This is a genomic window from Acidimicrobiales bacterium (assembly GCA_041394185.1).
GTDB lineage: Bacteria > Actinomycetota > Acidimicrobiia > Acidimicrobiales > Poriferisodalaceae > JAAETH01.
This window is the reverse complement of the sequence record JAWKIQ010000001.1, coordinates 819557-837659: the sequence shown is the minus strand read 5'-3', so window position 1 is coordinate 837659 and position 18103 is coordinate 819557. Positions and strand designations below refer to the sequence as shown.

Here is an 18103-nt window from a genome sequence, read left to right as displayed (position 1 = left end):
ACCTTGATAGCGGGTGTCAGCTCGCTACATCGAATCCGGCTTCGTCGATAGCCGCGACCAATGCGCCACGCTCGCCACCGACGACCGTGACCTTCTTGGTGTCGAGGTCGACGTCGACTGACTGCACCCCGTCAACCGACTGAACTTCCTTGGTGATCGAAGCCACGCAGTGGCCGCAGCTCATCCCCGGTACATCGAACACGATGGTGTCGCTCATGCGATTGCTTCCGTTTCTCTTGGCGGTTCGGTCGGCGATGCGTTTTGACCTTGCTGGCGCCCTGTGCGGGGCCGATAGCCGGCGAATCGACGCAGCCGAAGGCTGTTGGTGACGACGAACACAGACGAGATACCCATCGCTGCGGCGGCGATCATGGGGTTGAGGATCCCAAAGGCAGCCAGCGGTATCGCCGCCGCGTTGTAGGCGAACGCCCAGAACAGGTTGCCCTTGATGGTCGTGAGGGTGCGCCTGGACAAGGCGATGGCGTCTGCGACCGCGCGCAGGTCGCCAGACACCACCGTCAGGTCAGAAGCCTCCATAGCCACATCGGTGCCGGTGCCCACGGCTATTCCGAGGTCGGCTTGCGCCAGCGCGGGAGCGTCGTTGATTCCGTCGCCCACCATGGCCACGCGGTGGCCCGCGGCCTGCAACGCCTTGATCTCGTTGGCCTTGTCCTCGGGAAACACCTCGGCGATGACCCGGTCTACACCCACGGTTTCGCCGACCGTATTGGCCGCGCGCCTGTTGTCGCCGGTCAACAGGGTGACCTCCAACCCCAGCTCGTGAAACGACTCGACCGCCCGCGCCGACGACGCCTTTACGGTGTCGGACACGGCGATTGCGAGCTCTGCGGTGTCGCCCCGGCCGCCGAACACCACGGTGGCGCCGGCGCTCTCGGCCTGCTCGGCGGCCGCGGTTAGTGCGGCCGAAACCTGCTGGAAGAGCATCGGACGGCCCACACGCACCGGTTGTCCATCGACCACGCCGATGACTCCCCTGCCCGCCAGGTTCTCGAACTCCGACACTGGCGCCAGGTCTGCCGACATGGCTGCAATGGCCCGGGCGATCGGGTGTTCTGACATGTTCTCGACGCTGGCGACCATCCCCTTGACCTGGGCGGCCTGAGCTGCGTCGAGCCCAGGGGCCGAGACCGAGGCAACCGACATCTTGCCTTCGGTTACCGTGCCGGTCTTGTCGAGCACGATCACGTCGACGGCCCTGGTGTCTTCCAGTACTTCGCCGCCCTTGATGATGACGCCCAACTGTGCGCCTCTGCCGGTGCCGACCATGATCGCCAAAGGTGTGGCTAGGCCCAGCGCACATGGGCAGGCGATTATCAAGACCGCAACCGCGGCAGTAAACGCCTCGTTGGCGGGGTGCCCGGTGACGAACCAGGCGACAAGCGTCAGCAACGCGATACCCATGGCCGTCGGAACAAAGATCGCCGAAACCCGGTCGGCCAGGCGCTGAACCTCGGCGCGGCTGCCCTGAGCCTCGTCGACGAGCCGGATTATCTGGGCCAGGGCGGTGTCGGCGCCTACTCGGACGGCCTCGACCTCGATGACACCGCTGGTGTTGATGGTGGCGCCGATGACCTCGCTGCCCGGGCCTACCTCGACCGGCACCGGCTCGCCCGTGACCATCGACTCGTCCACAGCCGACCGACCGTCGACGACTACCCCGTCGGTGGCCACTTTCTCACCGGGACGCACCACAAATCGCATACCGACCTGAAGCTGCTCGAGGGCTATCTCCGTACCATCGGCCAGCCGTGCAGTGCGCGCTCCCAGGTCGGCGAGCGCCCTTATCGCGTCGCCCGAACGGCGTTTTGCCCTGGCCTCGAACCACTTGCCCAGCAAGATCAGGGTGACGATTACAGCACCGGTCTCGAAGTAGATGTGGCCCTCGCCCACGCCGAACAACAACACGACCGCCGACCACACCCACGAGGCGGTCGACCCCATCGACACCAGGGTGTCCATGGTGGTCGAGCCGTGCCTGATGTTGAGAATGGCGGCGCGATGAAAGGTGTATCCGGACCAGAAGACAACGGGCGTCGACACCGCCGCCACGACCCACTCCCAGCCTTGGAAGTGCAGCGTGTGCACCATCGAGATGACCATCGCCGGCAGGGCCAGCGCGACACCCACGATGAGCCTGCGCCTCAGATCGGCCTCGCGGCGCTCCTCGGCCGACTCGCTGGTGTCGTCGGGGTCGAGCAACCCATAGCCCAGGTCCTCGATCGCCTGCCGGATCGCTTCCAGGTCTATCGCGGGGCCGTGCACCACCGTGGCCTTGCCGGTGGCGAAATTCACGTTGGCCTCGTCGATGCCGTCCATGCGCCCGAGCTTGCGCTGAATCCGGTTGGCGCAGGCGGCACAAGTCATGCCGTCGACGCTCAGGTCTCGCCTGGTCTGGGTAGCCATGGGTCGAGTCTAAGGGTTCCAGCCGACTGGAAGGTCAAGGGTCTGAGCGAGAAAGGATCACCTGGCACCGGTTCGGGTCGGTGCATTCGGCGGGGTCGAGGGTGCTGGCCCGAGCGGCCAGCTCGGCCAGCGCCGAGCGGGTCGACTTGAGGGTCTCCAGCTGAGCGTCGATTTCGTCCAGCTTCGCCTCGATCAGACGCCGGGTATGGGCACACGAACCAGCGCCGGCACCCTTCAGCTCGAGCACCGACGCGACCTCGGCCAGTGACAGGCCGGCCGACTGGGCATCCTTTACGAACCTCAGGCGCTCGAGATCGCTGTCCGCGTACTCGCGATAGCCCGACGGCGTGCGAGCGGGTTCGGCCAACAGGCCTATCGACTCGTAATAGCGGATGGTCTTGGCGGTAACGCCGACCGAGTCCGCGAGTTCGCCGATTCGCATCGGTGAGCCTCCCGGGCCGCGTTGGGCCTACTCCCAGATGGCGAGGTGGGTGTCGTGGTCGAAGAAATGCAGGTTCTCCATGGTGATCGCGACGACCAGGTCGGTACCGGCGCGAGCCCGGCTGCGAGGATCGAAACGTCCAACGGCCATGGTGTCCTCGCCGATCTCTTCGACGGCGTCGGGGTCACCGGCATCGACAGCAGCAGCATCGAGCGGGAAGTGAGCAATGATCTCAGATCCCAGAGCCTCGATGTGAGACACCTTCGCCGGGATGGTCACCGCACCTTCCTTGGACGGCACCATCTCGAGATCTTCGAGATCCTCGGGACGGAACCCGACGATCAGGTTGCGGCCCGCATAACCGGCCAGACCCGGCCGCTCGGCGAACACCTTTTCTGGCACCTCGAGCCGGTGCGAACCCAGAACCAGGGTGTGACCGTCCAGCGACGCCTCGCGCAGATTCATCGAAGGCGAACCGATGAAGGCCGCAACGAATACGTTCGAGGGCTTGTCGTAGAGGTTCTGAGGCGAATCGACCTGCTGCAAGAAGCCGTCCTTCAGCACAGCCACTCGGTCGCCCATGGTCATGGCCTCGACCTGATCGTGGGTGACGTACACCGTGGTGACGCCCAGCTCGTGCTGCAACCGGGCGATCTCTGCACGCATCTGCACGCGCAGTTTGGCGTCGAGGTTCGACAGCGGTTCGTCCATCAGGAACGCCGAAGGCTGACGCACGATCGCACGCCCCATGGCCACGCGCTGGCGCTGGCCACCCGAGAGCTGCCCGGGCTTCTTCTCCAGCTGGGCGTCGAGCTCGAGAATGCGAGCCGCCTCGCGAATTCGCTGGTCGGCCTCCTGCTTGGGAACCCGGGCCAGCTTCAAAGCAAAACCGATGTTGTCGTAGACGCTCATGTGCGGATACAACGCGTAGTTCTGGAACACCATCGCGATGTCGCGATCCTTGGGCTCCACGTCGTTCACGACACGGTCGCCGATGCGCATCTCGCCAGAGGAGATCTCTTCGAGGCCGGCGATCATCCGCAACGCCGTCGACTTGCCACAGCCCGACGGCCCTACGAGAACAAGGAATTCCTTGTCGGCGATGTCCAGATCCAGGTCATGGATGGCATGAAACCCATTCGGATAGACCTTGTTGATCTTGTCCAGCTTCACTTCAGCCATGGATCCTCCATTCGGTTCGCGACCCGCGAGTCTATGCGATAGGTCACAGTTGTGTAAGGGCTTGCGGCCCGATCCGCCAGATTGCGACGCCCGGGCCTTCCAGATCGAACTCGAGATTGCCGTCGACACGGCTGACCGTGCCATCGCCGAACACCAGCTCGGCCTGGTTGGTGCCCAGCAGCTGTTCTGAAAGCCGCAGGGCCGGCGCGCCTGCGCGACACGCACGCACCAACATGCGCTCTTCGGCACTCTCGCGGATGAAAGCCAGCGCGTCGTCGGCCCTCTCGGCCCAGCGCAGCCCCCCGTGAGCAAGCGCCTGCGAGGAGCCTCGGAGGGCGATCAGCGAGCGATACCAGTCGAGTTCGGCACGATCCCAGCTGTCACGATTCCACGGCATGGTGCGGCGCGACTCGTGGTTGCCAACTCCGGTGAGCCCGATTTCGTCTCCATAGAAGATGCATGGCGAACCGGGCAGCGTCATCGTCAGGGCCACGCCGATACGTGCAAGCTCGGGCGATGCCGCCATCGAATGCCACCGCGAGGTGTCGTGTGATCCGATCAGTGCCATCGAGCCCAAGACGAATTGCCAGGGCACAGACGACATCACAGCGTCTATCGAGGCCGCGACGGAGCCACCGGCGCGGGCGTCGACGCCCGGGCCTGGCATGAAGGTGCGGCGCGCTGGTTCTGAACCCAACCAGCTGAGAATCGGGCGCGCCACCCCTCCATAGTTCATGCAGCCGTGCCACCCGGGGCCTGTGGCGTCGAGCGAGTAGTCGAAGAAGTGTTCGCCTACCAACCACTTGTCGGGATCGATCTGGTCGAGTGTGGCCCGCGCCGCGGAACGCACCTGTCGATTGAGGTCGGACAGTCCCAACCGACCGGTCATGTTCGCTACATCGATGCGCCAACCGTCGAGTTCGAAGGGTGCGCCGAGGAACTTGCCGAAGGCAGACCGCGGACCTTCGTACAGTCGGCGGCGCAGTTCACCCGACGAGTGGTCGAGCTTGGGCAATGAGGCCACCCCCAGCCACGCCTCGTAGTCATCGGGCTCGTCGCCGAAGAAATAGAAGCCTGCCTCGGGACTGCCGAGATCGGCCTGCGCGGCCTGAAACCACTCGTGCGAGCTTCCGGTGTGGTTGAGGGTCAGGTCGCTGATCACCCGAATTCCGGCACGGTGGCAGGCTTGGGCCAAGCGCACCAGAGCCTCGTCGCCACCCAGCAATGGGTCGACCCGGTCGAAGCTGGACGCGTCATAACGGTGGTTGGACCGGGCCTCGAAAACCGGGGTCAGGTAGATGCCGCCAACCCCAAGGTCGATCAGATGGTCGAGGTGGCCGCTGATGCCGTCGAGATCGCCGCCGTACACCTGAGACATCGCGGCCCGGCCGCGCGCTATTGGGGCATCCCAGTCGCTGTGTCGCGCCCATTCGGGCAGAGGCTTGTTCGGGTCTGCCGAGGCGAACCGGTCGGGGAAGATCTGGTACCAGACCGTCTCCGGAACCCACTTGGGCGTAGCGCCGGTGGTCGCCAGCTTGAAGTCGCTGCGATCGGTCGGGTCGTGGCCCACCAGGCCCTCGCCGGTCAACCAGTGGGGTTCGCTGCCGCCACACCAGAAGCGATAGTTGACGATCTCGTTGTGGCAGCCCAGGTCGAAGGTCCACACCGACGATGCCCCTACACGTCTCGATCGGCCCTCGACAAAGGTCGCCTCACCGTCGTGAACCGTGCGCAGCATCACCGGCCCGACGCCAGACTGGTCCGGCACGACGACGCTGACCTCGACCGTCTCGCCGGACGCAGGCGTCGGGTTCGACACCATGTAGGCGCTCGGAGAATGGTGCGGCGAGGCCAGCAGTGGCCCAGACGGGTCAGCCATCGGCGGGCACCAGCCAAACGGCCGTGTCGGGTGGCAACTGGACGACTCCGTCAGCGGGCGAGCTCAGGGGCGACGAAGACAACAGCACCAAGCGGCCGTCGGTGTTCACGGACGCGGCGGCCGAGCCCATGTTGACCACACAACGTGCACCGGTGCCACGCTCGAAGGCCACCAGGTCTGGACCCAACTCGAGCATCTCGAGCTTCTCGTCCGCTGCGAACCACTGCGAACGCAACGACAGCGCGTTGCGGTACAGGTTCAACATCGACTGTGGGTCGTTGTGCTGGGCCTCGACCGACATGGAGCCAAACGACGGCGGTTGAGGCAGCCAAGCCGGGCCACCGAACCCAAACGACTGGCCTTCGATGGTCCACGGAATTGGCACCCTGCAGCCGTCTCTTCCCTTGACCGTGTGCTCGGAGCGCTCCCAGGTGGGGTCGTCGAGCACATCCTCGGGCAGGTCCCACACCTCGGGCAGCCCCAACTCTTCGCCCTGGTATATGTAAGCGGCTCCGGGCAGCGACAGGGTCAGCAAGGTGGCCGCCCTGGCCCTTGTGGCTCCGAGTTCGACATCGAGCGCGCCGTGAGGGCCGGCGATGAACCAGTTGCGCCAGTCGGTGCCGGGCGGAAGCCCGTAGCGGGTCGCGTGACGCATGACGTCGTGGTTGGACAACACCCACGTTGTGGTGGCCCCGACCGCGCTGGCTGCAGCCGCGGATTGGGCGATGACGGACCTGAAGCCCTGCGCCGACCAGTCGGTGTCGAGGAGGTCGAAGTTGAACGACTGGTGATACTCGTCGGAGCGCAGGTACAGGGGCAGCCTGTCGGCGTGCACCCACGCCTCGGCCACCATCATCCGCTCGTCGTAGCGGTCGAGCACCTGCCTCCACCCGCGGATGATCTCGTGCACACCGTCGCGATCCCAATGTGGATGGTTGGGCACGTGTTCTGATGCCAGCACCGCGGTCTGGTGGTCTACGTCGGGGAAAGTCGGGTCCTTGACCAGGCCGTGGGCGACGTCGACGCGCATTCCGTCGACACCACGGTCGAGCCAGAACTCGAAGATGTCCAGGAACTCCTGGCGAACCTCGGGGTTCTCCCAGTTGAGGTCTGGCTGGGTTACATCGAATATGTGCAGGTACCACTGACCATCGGGCAGACGCGACCATGCCGGCCCACCGAACACCGACGTCCAGTTGGTGGGCGGCTCAGAGCCATCGGCGCCCTTGCCCTCGCGAAAGATGTAGCGGTCGCGTTCGGGGCTGCCCGGGCCGGCCTCGAGCGCAGCCTTGAACCATGCATGCTCGCTCGAAGTGTGGTTGGGCACCAGGTCGACCAACAACCTGATGCCCAGATCGTGGGCCTCACGAATGAGTGCCTCGGCCTCTTCGAGGGTGCCGAAGCCAGGGTTGATGTCGCGATAGTCGGCGACGTCATATCCGCCGTCGTGAAGTGGCGACGGATACCAGGGTGTGATCCAGATCGCGTCCACACCCAGTTCGTGTAGGTAGCCCAACCTGCTGCGCAGACCGGCGATGTCGCCGGTGCCGTCGCCGTTGCCGTCGGCGAACGAGCGTATGTACACCTGATACACGACGCCGTGGCGCCACCATGGCAGCTCTGAAGCCGAGCGGTTCCGCGAGCCGGCATTGGTGGTGAGGGTCATTGACGGTCTCCAATCGTTGCGGTTGCCCTGTCTGCCCGTGGTGCCGAGTCGCCGTCGACCACCGTGGCGATGATCTCGAGGGTGGCGCCGGGGTTCAGGTGCGAGTTGTCCCAATAGACGCGGTAGGGCGCAGCGTCGTCCACGCCAATTACCTCGGGGGTGGCGCCGTCGACCGATACGGCGAAGGTGACCTCGGCGTGACGGCTGGCGGACACGTCGGCCTCGATCCGGTAGCGATAGCTGGGTATCTCGGCGCCGTCGTTCGGCCTGCTGAGCGCTATCTCGGGACCGGTCTCGACAGGCGCCAGGGTGCGCTCAGCCCGAAACACCACTGTGGCTAGGGGTGCGATGTCGACCAGTACTTCACCGGTTGAGTCCGACATCACGGGCTCGACCACGGCTTCTGACCTGGTCCAGACGGGCACGAACGTGGTGTCGGGTGTGAGTGCCTGGAATCTCGCCGGCACCGACAGCGATGCGTTGCTGTTGGTGACCACCAGGTACTCGGTTCGCTCGTCGCGGTCGAACCTCGAGAACGCGAACACCGGGCCCGGCGCATCGTGAACGATCTGGGCGCCGGTCACCAGAGTCGGGTGCTGCGACCTCAACTCGTTCAGCTGGGCGATGTGGCGGTAGAGCGGATGGTCGGGGTCGAAGTTGTCGTCGCCAGGCGTGGCGTCAGACCCGATGTTGTCGTCGTCGATGAACTCGTCCGACTGGGCGGGAAACATCGGCGCCCGCGCCAGCTTGTCGCCGCCGCTGCCGGCGAATCCCTGCTCGTCGCCGTAGTAGACAACGGGCACTCCCCTGGTCAGGAACAGCAGGTCGAACCCCAGCCGCATGCGCTCGGTCAAGACCTCGTCGGACGCGGACGGGTTCTGGTTGCGGATCTGCATTCCCATGCGACCCTGGTCGTGGTTGCCGAAGAACTTGACCTGCATCGAGGCGTTGTTGTCGGCATCTGTGAACCAGTCGTCCTTGTCGAATGCCTGCACCAGCAGATCGCCGCCGCCTCCGCCCGCGTAGGCCGAAACCGCCGCGTTGAAGATGAAATCGAGGGTCGACGACACACCGACGTTGGTGAAGCTCGACTGCAGGATGGGGCTGGTGTTGGCAACCTCGCCGAAGATGAAGAAGTCGTCGTTTCCGCTCCGCTCGGCGGCTGCCTGCAACGCCGGCGCCCATTGTTGCCAGAACTCGATGTTGACGTGCTTCATCGTGTCGACCCGGAAGCCGTCGACACCGAATCGGTCGACGATGTCGGAGTAGATGTCGACCATGCCCTGCACCACCAGCGGGTGTTCGGTCATCAGATCGTCGAGACCGAAGAAGTCGCCCAGGGTGTCCGACTCGCCGTTGAAGGTCGTGTTTCCCCGGTTGTGGTAGAGCGTCACGTCGTTCAGCCATGCCGGTGACTTGATGGTGGCCAGGTCGGGCGAGGCGAACGTCGGGATGTGAGGAAACGAAGTGGCAGGGTCGAACAGGGGCCAATGGTCAGGGTCGGTCACCCCGGCCAACTCGGCCAGGTCGACCGGGTTGCCTTCGCTGTCGAGGTACGGACGGGCGCTCGTCGACCAGTAGACGAAAGAACCGTCGGCATAGGTGATGACGTCGCCGGTGTGGTTCACGACGGCGTCGAGGAACACCAGCATGCCGCGTTCGTGTGCTTCGTCGACCAGCTGGCGCAGGTCTTCGTTGGTGCCCAGATGTGGGTCGACGTTGTCGAAGTCGATCTGCCAGTAGCCGTGATAGCCGGCCGACGAACTGGTGATCTCGCCGCTGCCCTGCACCGGGTTGTTGGTGAATGGTGGAGTCAGCCACAACGCAGTGACGCCCATGCCCTGCAGATAGTCGAGACGCCCGATGACACCCTGGAGGTCGCCACCGTTGAAGAAGCCCTTGTCGGTGGGCAAGAACCCGTGGTCGAGCGGACCTCCCTCGATGCCTCCCGTGTCGTTGGTGGGGTCGGCGTTGTCGAAGCGGTCGGGCATCACGAAGTAGATGCTGCGTGAGGTCACCGGGTGCCGTACCGGTGCGGCCACCGGACCGGGCTGAGGGCCCGCGGGCCCAGTTGTTGTCGGGGCAGTTGTTGTCGGGTCAGTGGTAGTCGGGGCAGCGGTGGTCGACGGCTCGGGTTCTGTGGTGGGCGCGGACGAATCTTGTGAGCCCGAGCAGGCAGCGGCCACGACGATCAGTGCCGTCGTGACCGCTGCGGCCCGGAGGGACCAGCGCATCAGCCCTTGACCGAACCGCCGGTGAGTCCGGCGATGATGTGCTTTTGGGCATACAAGAACACCGCTACGACAGGAGCTGCAGCAAGCACTGCGGTGGCGGCCAGCACTCCCCATTTGGCGCCGTAGCCGTCCTGCAGGAACACCTGGAGCCCGACGGGCAAGGTGAATTGGTCGGCGCCGCTCAGCAAGAAGCTGGCCAAGATGAACTCACCGAACAGGCTGACGAAGCTGATCATGAAGATCACGGCCAACATCGGGCGGGCCAACGGGATGATGATCCGCGAGAAGATCACCCAACTGCTGGCGCCATCGATGACCGCAGCCTCGTCGAGCGAGGGTGGTATCGAGTCGAGGAAACCCTTCAGCAGGAAGGCGTTGAATCCCGCGGCGCCACCGATGTACACCAGGATCAAGAACAGGTGGGTGTTGAGACCGATGTGTTCGTTGACGTCGCGGAACTGCTGGGCCAGCACGAAGAAGGCAACAAATCCGAGGAACTGGGGGAAGATCTGCATCACCAGCAGCGACGTCAGCAGCGCCCGACGGCCGAAGAACTTGATGCGGGCAAACGCGTAGGCCGAGAACGACGCCACGACCACGTTCAAGAACGCGGCGATCAACGAGATGTAGAAGCTGTTCCACATCCAGGTGTCGACCGGCGACACGTCGTTGTTGAAGATGTCGCGGAAGTTCTGCGCCGTGACGTCTTTGGGTATGAGCGACGTCGATTGCAGGCTGTTGACGCTGTTGAAGGCGGCAGACACGACCCATGCGATCGGATACAGCGAGAACGCGCAGGCCAGTAGCGCCAATAGATGCTTGCTGCCCGATTTGCGGAACCATCGGCCGAAGCTCTGGCGTTGGCGGGTGGGCGCACCGGCGGGAGCGTCAGTTGGCATAAATCTCCTCCAGCTTCTTGGTGAGCCTGAAGCTCATCGCCGACGTGGTGGCCAGGGCCAGGAAGATCAACACGATGATGGCGGTCGACAGCCCGAACTGCTGTCCCCTGCCCGACCCCTGCGCCAGGTTGAACGTGAACGAGATCAGCAGGTCTGTGGCGCCGACGGGCACGTCGTAGCCCACCAGCGGCGGACCTCCGCCCGTCAGCAGGAAGATCAGGATGAAGTTGTTGAAGTTGAAGGCGAATGACCCGATCAGCAGGGGCGCCGTCGATACCAGCAGCAGCGGCAGGGTGATGGACCGGAAGATCTTCCACGGCCCGGCGCCGTCGACCTTGGCCGCCTCGATCAGTTCTTCTGGTATCGACGTCAGTGCACCTGACGAGATCAAGAACATGTATGGAAAGCCGAGCCACAGGTTCACCAGCAAGACCGCGGCCATGGCCTGATTGGTGCCGCCCAGCCAGTTGACGCCTGGTATGCCAAAGGTCTCCAGCAGACCGTTGACCTTGCCGTACTGGGTGTTCAGCAGGCCTCGCCAAACCAGGATGCTCAGGAATCCGGGTACGGCGTAGGGGATGATGTAGATCGACCGGTAGATGTTGCGGCCCTTCATCGCCTCGTTCTTCACCAGCATGGCCAGACCAAGGCCCAGGGCGAAGGTCATGATCACCGAGGCGAACGCGAAGAAGACGTTCCAGGCGAACACCCTCAGGAACGGGGTGCGGATGCGCTCTTCTTTGATGAGATCGACGTAGTTGTCGAAGCCGATGACCGTGCGCCACCCGGTGAAGGTGGCATCGAGGGCATAGAGCGGCACGTTGTCGCAGACGCCGTCGGCGCAGACGATGCGACTGTCGTTGGCCAGCAAGGCCACCCGCGACACCTCTTCCTCGCCTACGCCATCGCAGTAGAAGTTGCCCTCGAAGGGGCTGCAGTCGCGGTCGTATTGCAGGTCGCGTAACACGTCGGTACCCGCGTCGTAGCTGAAGCGTGCGCCCGACACGACCAGGCGGTACGAGCTGAGCGTCTCTACCCGGGCAATGTTGCCACCGGGCAGGTCGACCTCTGAGTTCTCGAGTTGGTTGGCCACCCGGGTCAGCGCCAGGCGGGTCAGCAGGTTGTAGTTGCCGATGGTCTCGGCGGGAGCCTCGGTGTCGAAACCGGCCGGTACCTCGAAGGCCGGAACCGGCTCGCCGGCCTGCCCCCTGGGTCGCGGCACACCCGCGAAGGGTTCGACCGATTCGCCTACCACCAGCAGGGCCAGTGCCCCCTGGGCGTTCTCGTAGACGAACAGATCGCCCGATTCGCCGGATTCGGCGACTCGGATCTCCTTTTCGAGGAGTCGTTCGATGGCCTGATCCTTGGTCAAGATGTTGCCGGTCTGCCAGTTCGTGAACGACACGTAGGCCGTGTACAGGACCGGGTACACCACGAAGAAGGCCATCAACACCAGGCCCGGAGTGAGCCACCTGGAAGCCCTGGCGCGCGGGCCCAGATAGGCCCAGTTCACCAGCGCCAACGCGAACGCCATCAGGGCCACTACCGACCAGGCGCCGTTGGACATGAATGTAAGGGATGCGCTGACGGCGAAGGCGTCGAATACCGCAACCGCAAGGGTGCGAACCCAAAAGGCCCGACCGGTGTATCGAGCGAAACGTCGAGCAGACTTCTCTGCGCGGATCTCGTTCACCGGTCGGGCCCCCTGGTCAGTTAGCTGATTGATTCTGGTTCAGATGATCGGTCGGCTATCAGCCGGCCACTGCGGCGCGGACGGCCTCGGCGGCAGCGGTCATGGCGTCGGCGGCTGCGCGTTCACCGTTGCGGACCAGCAGCAGGTTCTCGCCGAGCGGACCCCACACATTGTTCATCTGGGGGATGTTGGGCATGGGGATGCCGTTGGCGGCCGAGTTGCCGAAGGTCTGGACCTGCGAGTCGTCGGCGATGCCCTCGAGGACGTTCACCCAGGCGGTGCCACGGGGATCGGCGTCGTAGAAGGCCTGCATCGTGTCGTCGGTGGCGACGAAGTCGAGCAGGAACGACTGTGCGATCAGGCTCTGCTCGGAGAACGCCGACAGGAAGAAGCCCTGTGCGCCCACGAAGGGCTGGGCCGGGTTCGAACCCATCTGGGGGATCAGGGCAACGTCCCAGTTCTCGCCAACACCCTCGGCCTTGCCGTCACGAAGGTCGCCGAGCTCCCACGGGCCGGTGATCCATGCGGCGGCCTCACCTGCATAGAACAGGTTCTTGGCGGTGTCGTAGTCGGTCGAGGGAACCACGCCGGCTGCAATCTGCGCCTCGAGGAAGCTGATGCCCTCGGTCGTGGCCTCGGAGTCGAGGTTGACCTGGCTGGCGTCGAAACCGGTCGACGGATCGAACGCGAAGATCGAGCCGCCGAAGGCCGAGACGAATGGGTAGTTGTGGTAGGCGTCTGTGGCTGCGCCACCACCGGGAACCACAACGCAGTTGTCGACAGCGGCCGCTTCGCAAGCCGCGACCAGCTCGTCCCAGGTGGCCGGGGCCTCGGGGATCAGCTCGGTGTTGTAGTACATCGCGATGGCTTCGGTGACGTAGGGAACCGCATAGTTCTGGCCCTCGAAGTTGAAGCCGTTCAGAGCAACCTGCACGAACGAATCAGAGATGCTGCTGACGTCGACGGGCGAGATTACGCCGCTGGCGGCGAGCTCACCGGTCCAGTCGTGGGCGCCGGCGAAGATGTCGGGGCCTTCACCCGCGGGGCCGGCCTGGGTGACCTGCTCGCGGATGTCGCCGAAGGGAACCAGCTCGACGATGACCTCGATGCCGGTCTGCTCGGTGAACGCGGGCACCACAGCCTGCAACGGTTCGACCTTCTTCTCGTCGGCCCAGATGACCAGCGGCGGAAGCGCCTCGGCCTCGGTCGTCGTCGCCGCCCGAGTCGCTATCGCCGCAGGCTGCAGCGAGCAGACCGAACAAAGCGAGCAAGGCGATCAAAAAGCGTGAACGCTTGATCATTTCCCTCTCCTTGGAATCCGGTCGATCCCGACCGGGGCTCATCACGAGGGGACATAGATTTCCCCTCCGTTTCGGCAATCTACTCCGACCTTTCATGAAAACTCAAGCACGCTTTCAGAAAGTTGTGGGCGCCGTTCTGCAAAGTGGCTAACATCAGCCAACATGACCAAGCCTCGACTTCGAGACGTTGCCAGCCTGGCGAACGTCAGCGAGCCGACGGTCAGCCGCGTCCTGAACGGAAAACCAGGGGTTGCCACCACCACCCGCGAGCGGGTGATCGAAGCGCTCCGCCAGCTGGGCGTCGACGAGATTCCCGAACCAAGGGCCAGCCGCCGCGGCGTGGTCGGCATCGTCGCCGGCGACTTCACCAACCCGGTGTTTCCCACCTTTGTTCACCACATCTCGGCCGCTCTGGCGCGCAGGGGCATGCTGACCTCGGTGGTGCTGGCCGACCCCGACACCAACACCGAAGAGCGTTGTGTCAAAGAGCTTCAGTCCTGCTCGGTCGACGCGATCGTGTTCATGGGCGGCAGGCACGCCGAGATCGACGGCGACCTCGACCACTACTCCGACATCGTCGCCGACGGCACACCGATCGTGTTGATCAACGGCAGAGCCACCACCCTCGATGTGCCGCACATCCGCTGCGACGAGCGCGCCGCCACCAACAAGGCGGTCGACCACCTGGTGGACCTCGGACACACGCGCATCGGATGCCTCATCGGCTCAGAGATGTACATACCCACACACCGCATCATCGACGGATTCCATCAGACCCTCCGCAGGCACGGCCTGTCGGCGCCCAGCAGCGCGGTGGCGCACGCAAACTTCACCTTCGAAGGGGCACGCGCCGGCGCCAAGCGTCTGTTGTCCAGCGGCATCACAGCCATCGTGGCCGCCAACGACCTCATGGCCCTGGGCGCGATCCACTCGGCCACCAGCATGGGTCTCGAGGTCCCCGGAGAGCTGTCGGTGGTGGGCTACGACGGCACCGATCTGACGGCGGTCACCAGTCCCCCACTCACGACCATGCGCCAGCCCTTCGAAGACATGGCCGACCTCGCAGCAGAAGCCATCGTCGCCGAACTCGAGGGCTCTGATCGCTACCGCGATCACTACGTCTTCGAACCAGACCTGTTGTCTCGCTCGTCCTCAGGCCGTATCAGCCCCGGCCTCGTCCAGCAGGCCTCGCGTGTCGGGAATCTGAGCTAGCACGTCCCTGACATACAGCGGCACGGCTTCGATCAGGTCGACCTCGTGCCCCCTGGCCCTCGACAGCGACATCGCATGGTCCAGCACGCCGTAGAAGAGCTCGGCGTCTTCCATGCGTGGGCGCAGATCTGCGGGGATGGCAGCCAGGGCGGGCTCCCACCTCTCGCCCAGCCAGCGATAGGCCGCCACGGCTTCGGGTACGGCGCGTCCGTCCTTGGCCGAAAGCCAGGCTCCATAACCGTGGATCGCCGCCAGCAGCCGACGCGCCTGATTCTCGTGGGCGACGATGCCGGTGAGCCGCTCGAGCTGGCGCTTGTGATGGCCCTCCTCCACCACGGTTGGTCGAAACCGCACCTTTCCGGTGCCGGTCGGTGACATCTCGACCTCTTCGGTGTCAAAGCCCAGCTCGTTGACCCTACGTAGCCTGTCGTTTATCCGCCACAGCTCGTTGTCGTCGACCTCTTGAACCGCGGTCAGCTCGTCCCACAACTTGGTGTAGCGACTCTCGACCAGGTCGGCGACCGCGCCAGGATCTATGTCGGTGGCCAGGCGACCCTCGGCGGCCAGGTCCAGGAGCCCCCCGGCGATGTTGGCGGTGGCGATGTCGAGGTCGTGGACCCGCTGTCCGTCGCTCAGCTGTGGATGCCGCTCGGCGGTCTCGGTGTCGACTATGTAGGCGCGCAGGGCCCCGGCGTCGCGTCGGAACAGGGCATTGTTCAGCGAGCAATCGCCCCAGAAGAACCCCTCCAGGTGGGCCCGCACCAGCAAGACCGCAAGCGCGTCGACGCAACGATCGCGCGCCTCCACGTCGCTCAGCCCGCCGAACAGCATGCGGTACGGGACCGAATAGCTCAGATGGCGGGTTACCAGCACACCTTCCAGAGGCTCGCCATCATCGTCGGTTCGCTCGGTGACGATTCCCACCAGCGACACGGCGGGCAAGCCCTCTTCTCGCAGGAAGTCGAGCATTTCGTACTCGCGCCTTGCGAGGTCGTCGCTGAGCTCCTTCAGGGCATAGTACGAACCGTGGGCCTGCAGGAACCGCACCACGTGGCGGTGTAGACCTCGCGGCAACCTGACGAACTCGTCGTCGGGCCAGTGTTCGAGTGGTCGAGACCAGGGCAGCGCCAGCAGGTCGGGCTGGGGCTCGTGACTGGTTTTCATCGTGATCTTCATGGCTGTCCCGATATTGGCATCTCGCGTACGGTAGGCCGATGCACTGGCGCGTCGGAGATGTCACAGTCACCCGGGTCGAAGAGCGCATAGTGGCCGTGCCTGCGGCTTCACTCCTGCCTGGGGCAACCGTCGATCTGCAGGCTGCCACCGGCGCTTGGCTGGCCCCCTACTTCGAACCCGACGGCCGCATCCGGCTGTCGAACCACGCCTTCGTGGTTCAGACTCCCCATCGGGTGATCGTGGTCGACACCTGTGTCGGGCACGGGCGCGAGCGCCCCCTGCCGGGCGACGCCGGGTTCGTCGATCGGCTGGGCGACGCTCTCCCAAGTGGGCTGGCCGGTGTGGACGTGGTCGTTTGCACCCACATGCACTTCGATCACGTCGGTTGGAACACCGTCGAGGTCGATGGCATCGTCGTTCCGACTTTCCCCAACGCCAGGTACCTCTTTGCCCGTACAGAGCTGGCGGCGCTGCAGGCCGACGACCACTTCGATCTGCACAGTGTCAGCATCGAGCCTGTCATCGCGGCCGGTAAGGCAGACCTGGTCGACACCGACCACCACATCGACCGATGGGTGAGGCTCGTCCCGACTCCCGGCCACACCCCAGGGCACGTGTCTGTGGTCATCGAATCGCAGGGGGCCCGGGCTTTGATAACAGGCGACGCGTTCCATTCGCCCATCCAGATCGCCCACCCCCACGTGGCTGCCGAACCCTTCGACCACGACTCGGCGCAGTCCACCGCCACCCGCGCCTCGCTGTTGGACGACCTCCAAGACACCGAAACTCTGGTGCTGGGAACCCACTTCGCCCCGCCCACCGCCGGCCACGTACGCACCCGCGGGTCCGAACGAACCTTCGAGCCGGTCGACGCCCAGCCGGTTCGCCCCGCGACAGAAACAGTTCAGAGTTAACCCACGCTCTATCGCAGCCGACGGGAGCCTCGACGATGATCGAGGAGAACCGATGACCGACACACTGCCGGCCAGCACCCCCGTCGCCGACGAGCCTTCCCCGGCGTTCGACGGCCCACCCAAGCGCCGCCTGGTCGACGTGTTGGCGTACGAAAACGAGCGGCTGGTCGAAGGTCTCGGCAACATCCAGGCCAACCTGGCCGAGTCGGTGGCGTTCAACGGTGAGGTCCTGCAAGAGTTCGGCGAGGTCGAGCGAGAGTTCGACAGCCTGGCCGCCGATTCCAGGCGCATCTCCGAGGAGATCGACAGCCTCACGAACATCGTGGTCGAGTCCAAGGACAACACCGAGACCATGAACGAGCTGGTCAAGAACATCACCAAGCTGCTGCAGGTGATCGTCAACATCTCCGAGCGCACGAACCTGCTGGCGCTGAATGCGACCATCGAGGCCGCCCGGGCGGGAACTGCAGGCAAGGGCTTTTCGGTCGTGGCCAACGAGGTCAAGAACCTGTCGAACCAGACCAAGAGTGCCGCCGAGGACATCACCAAGGCCGTCGAGGAGATCAACTCTCAATCGCTGCGGGTCACCGAGAGCATGGACAACTCGGCCGAGATGTGCGAGGACATACGCACGATCATCAGCGAGTTCGATACGCGACTTCACGCCACCAACGCCGCGAATCAGCGGGCAATGAACAAGATCTACAGCACCAAGGACATGATCTTCATGGTGCTAGCCAAGCTCGACCATGTCATATGGAAGACCAACACGTATCGGTCGGTACTGCACCGCGAGCAGATGTTCGACTTTGTCGATCACCACAGCTGCCGCCTGGGCAAGTGGTACACGACCGGCGAAGGTCGCACCGGCTTCGGTCACGTCAACAGCTACCGAGAACTCGAACGGCCCCACTCGGTCGTGCACAACGGAACCAAGCGCGTGTTCGAGATGCTGGACTATGACGAGAACGACTGCGAAGAGCTCGAAGCGGCGCTGAAGGTGATGGAAGAGGGCAGCGACGGAGTGTTCCGGGTGCTCGATCGGATGTTGTCCGAGAAGCGCTGAGCGCAGACGCCCAGG

14 protein-coding genes are annotated in these 18103 nt (G+C 64.5%); 3 read left to right on the top strand and 11 right to left on the bottom strand.

Going from position 1 to position 18103, the window contains the following annotated elements; genetic code table 11:
- Positions 1-16: 16 nt before the first annotated feature.
- From R2770_04000 to R2770_03955, 10 genes are all read right to left on the bottom strand, one after another.
- Entirely contained in the window at positions 17-217 is a 201-nt protein-coding gene (locus tag R2770_04000) for a heavy-metal-associated domain-containing protein (GenBank protein MEZ5279613.1), read from the bottom strand.
- Positions 214-2424 carry a heavy metal translocating P-type ATPase gene (locus tag R2770_03995; GenBank protein MEZ5279612.1) on the bottom strand — a complete coding sequence of 737 codons (2211 nt, stop codon included), beginning with the start codon at positions 2422-2424 and terminating at the stop codon, positions 214-216. Before R2770_03995 ends, R2770_04000 begins: the two co-directional genes overlap by 4 nt.
- A 34-nt stretch (positions 2425-2458) precedes the next feature.
- Entirely contained in the window at positions 2459-2866 is a 408-nt protein-coding gene (locus tag R2770_03990; protein ID MEZ5279611.1) for a heavy metal-responsive transcriptional regulator, read from the bottom strand.
- Positions 2867-2893: 27 nt separating this feature from the next.
- The gene (gene ugpC / locus R2770_03985; protein MEZ5279610.1) at positions 2894-4048 is read right to left on the bottom strand and encodes a sn-glycerol-3-phosphate ABC transporter ATP-binding protein UgpC; all 1155 of its coding nucleotides are present in this window, start codon (positions 4046-4048) and stop codon (positions 2894-2896) included.
- Between the two features lie 43 nt (positions 4049-4091).
- Positions 4092-5927, bottom strand: coding sequence for a glycoside hydrolase family 13 protein (locus R2770_03980; protein MEZ5279609.1), 1836 nt, complete (start codon positions 5925-5927; stop codon positions 4092-4094).
- A complete protein-coding gene (locus R2770_03975; protein MEZ5279608.1) occupies positions 5920-7593 on the bottom strand; it encodes a glycoside hydrolase family 13 protein in 1674 nt (557 codons plus the stop codon). The genes R2770_03980 and R2770_03975 overlap by 8 nt, the downstream gene beginning before the upstream one ends.
- Positions 7590-9611, bottom strand: a complete 2022-nt coding sequence (locus tag R2770_03970) for an alpha-amylase family glycosyl hydrolase (GenBank protein ID MEZ5279607.1) — start codon at positions 9609-9611, stop codon at positions 7590-7592. The genes R2770_03975 and R2770_03970 overlap by 4 nt, the downstream gene beginning before the upstream one ends.
- Positions 9612-9826: 215 nt before the next feature.
- Positions 9827-10726 carry a sugar ABC transporter permease gene (locus R2770_03965; GenBank protein ID MEZ5279606.1) on the bottom strand — a complete coding sequence of 300 codons (900 nt, stop codon included), beginning with the start codon at positions 10724-10726 and terminating at the stop codon, positions 9827-9829.
- The gene (locus R2770_03960) at positions 10716-12419 is read right to left on the bottom strand and encodes an ABC transporter permease subunit (protein ID MEZ5279605.1); all 1704 of its coding nucleotides are present in this window, start codon (positions 12417-12419) and stop codon (positions 10716-10718) included. The genes R2770_03965 and R2770_03960 overlap by 11 nt, the downstream gene beginning before the upstream one ends.
- Positions 12420-12477: 58 nt before the next feature.
- Positions 12478-13596, bottom strand: a complete 1119-nt coding sequence (locus R2770_03955) for an extracellular solute-binding protein (GenBank protein MEZ5279604.1) — start codon at positions 13594-13596, stop codon at positions 12478-12480.
- 286 nt (positions 13597-13882) lie between these two features.
- Here R2770_03955 and R2770_03950 point away from each other — a divergent pair, with 286 nt between their 5' ends.
- Positions 13883-14932 (top strand): LacI family DNA-binding transcriptional regulator, encoded by a 1050-nt coding sequence (locus R2770_03950; protein ID MEZ5279603.1) that lies wholly within the window; start codon positions 13883-13885, stop codon positions 14930-14932.
- Here the strand turns inward: R2770_03950 and R2770_03945 are convergent.
- Positions 14873-16096: a DUF4032 domain-containing protein gene (locus tag R2770_03945; GenBank protein ID MEZ5279602.1), complete on the bottom strand. Its 1224-nt coding sequence runs from the start codon at positions 16094-16096 to the stop codon at positions 14873-14875. The two genes, R2770_03950 and R2770_03945, sit on opposite strands and share 60 nt — an antisense overlap.
- Positions 16097-16146: 50 nt before the next feature.
- On the opposite strand from R2770_03945, the gene R2770_03940 reads away from it, so the two are divergent.
- A complete protein-coding gene (locus tag R2770_03940) occupies positions 16147-17022 on the top strand; it encodes an MBL fold metallo-hydrolase (GenBank protein MEZ5279601.1) in 876 nt (291 codons plus the stop codon).
- 52 nt (positions 17023-17074) lie between these two features.
- The gene (locus tag R2770_03935) at positions 17075-18088 is read left to right on the top strand and encodes a methyl-accepting chemotaxis protein (protein ID MEZ5279600.1); all 1014 of its coding nucleotides are present in this window, start codon (positions 17075-17077) and stop codon (positions 18086-18088) included.
- The last annotated feature ends 15 nt before the right edge of the window (positions 18089-18103 follow it).

Coding starts and splice junctions, on each gene's coding strand:
- R2770_04000 (MEZ5279613.1), bottom strand. CDS start 217: ATGAGCGACACCATCGTGTTCGATGTACCGGGGATGAGCTGCGGCCAC.
- R2770_03995 (MEZ5279612.1), bottom strand. CDS start 2,424: ATGGCTACCCAGACCAGGCGAGACCTGAGCGTCGACGGCATGACTTGT.
- R2770_03990 (MEZ5279611.1), bottom strand. CDS start 2,866: ATGCGAATCGGCGAACTCGCGGACTCGGTCGGCGTTACCGCCAAGACC.
- ugpC (MEZ5279610.1), bottom strand. CDS start 4,048: ATGGCTGAAGTGAAGCTGGACAAGATCAACAAGGTCTATCCGAATGGG.
- R2770_03980 (MEZ5279609.1), bottom strand. CDS start 5,927: ATGGCTGACCCGTCTGGGCCACTGCTGGCCTCGCCGCACCATTCTCCG.
- R2770_03975 (MEZ5279608.1), bottom strand. CDS start 7,593: ATGACCCTCACCACCAATGCCGGCTCGCGGAACCGCTCGGCTTCAGAG.
- R2770_03965 (MEZ5279606.1), bottom strand. CDS start 10,726: ATGCCAACTGACGCTCCCGCCGGTGCGCCCACCCGCCAACGCCAGAGC.
- R2770_03950 (MEZ5279603.1), top strand. CDS start 13,883: ATGACCAAGCCTCGACTTCGAGACGTTGCCAGCCTGGCGAACGTCAGC.
- R2770_03945 (MEZ5279602.1), bottom strand. CDS start 16,096: ATGAAAACCAGTCACGAGCCCCAGCCCGACCTGCTGGCGCTGCCCTGG.
- R2770_03940 (MEZ5279601.1), top strand. CDS start 16,147: ATGCACTGGCGCGTCGGAGATGTCACAGTCACCCGGGTCGAAGAGCGC.
- R2770_03935 (MEZ5279600.1), top strand. CDS start 17,075: ATGACCGACACACTGCCGGCCAGCACCCCCGTCGCCGACGAGCCTTCC.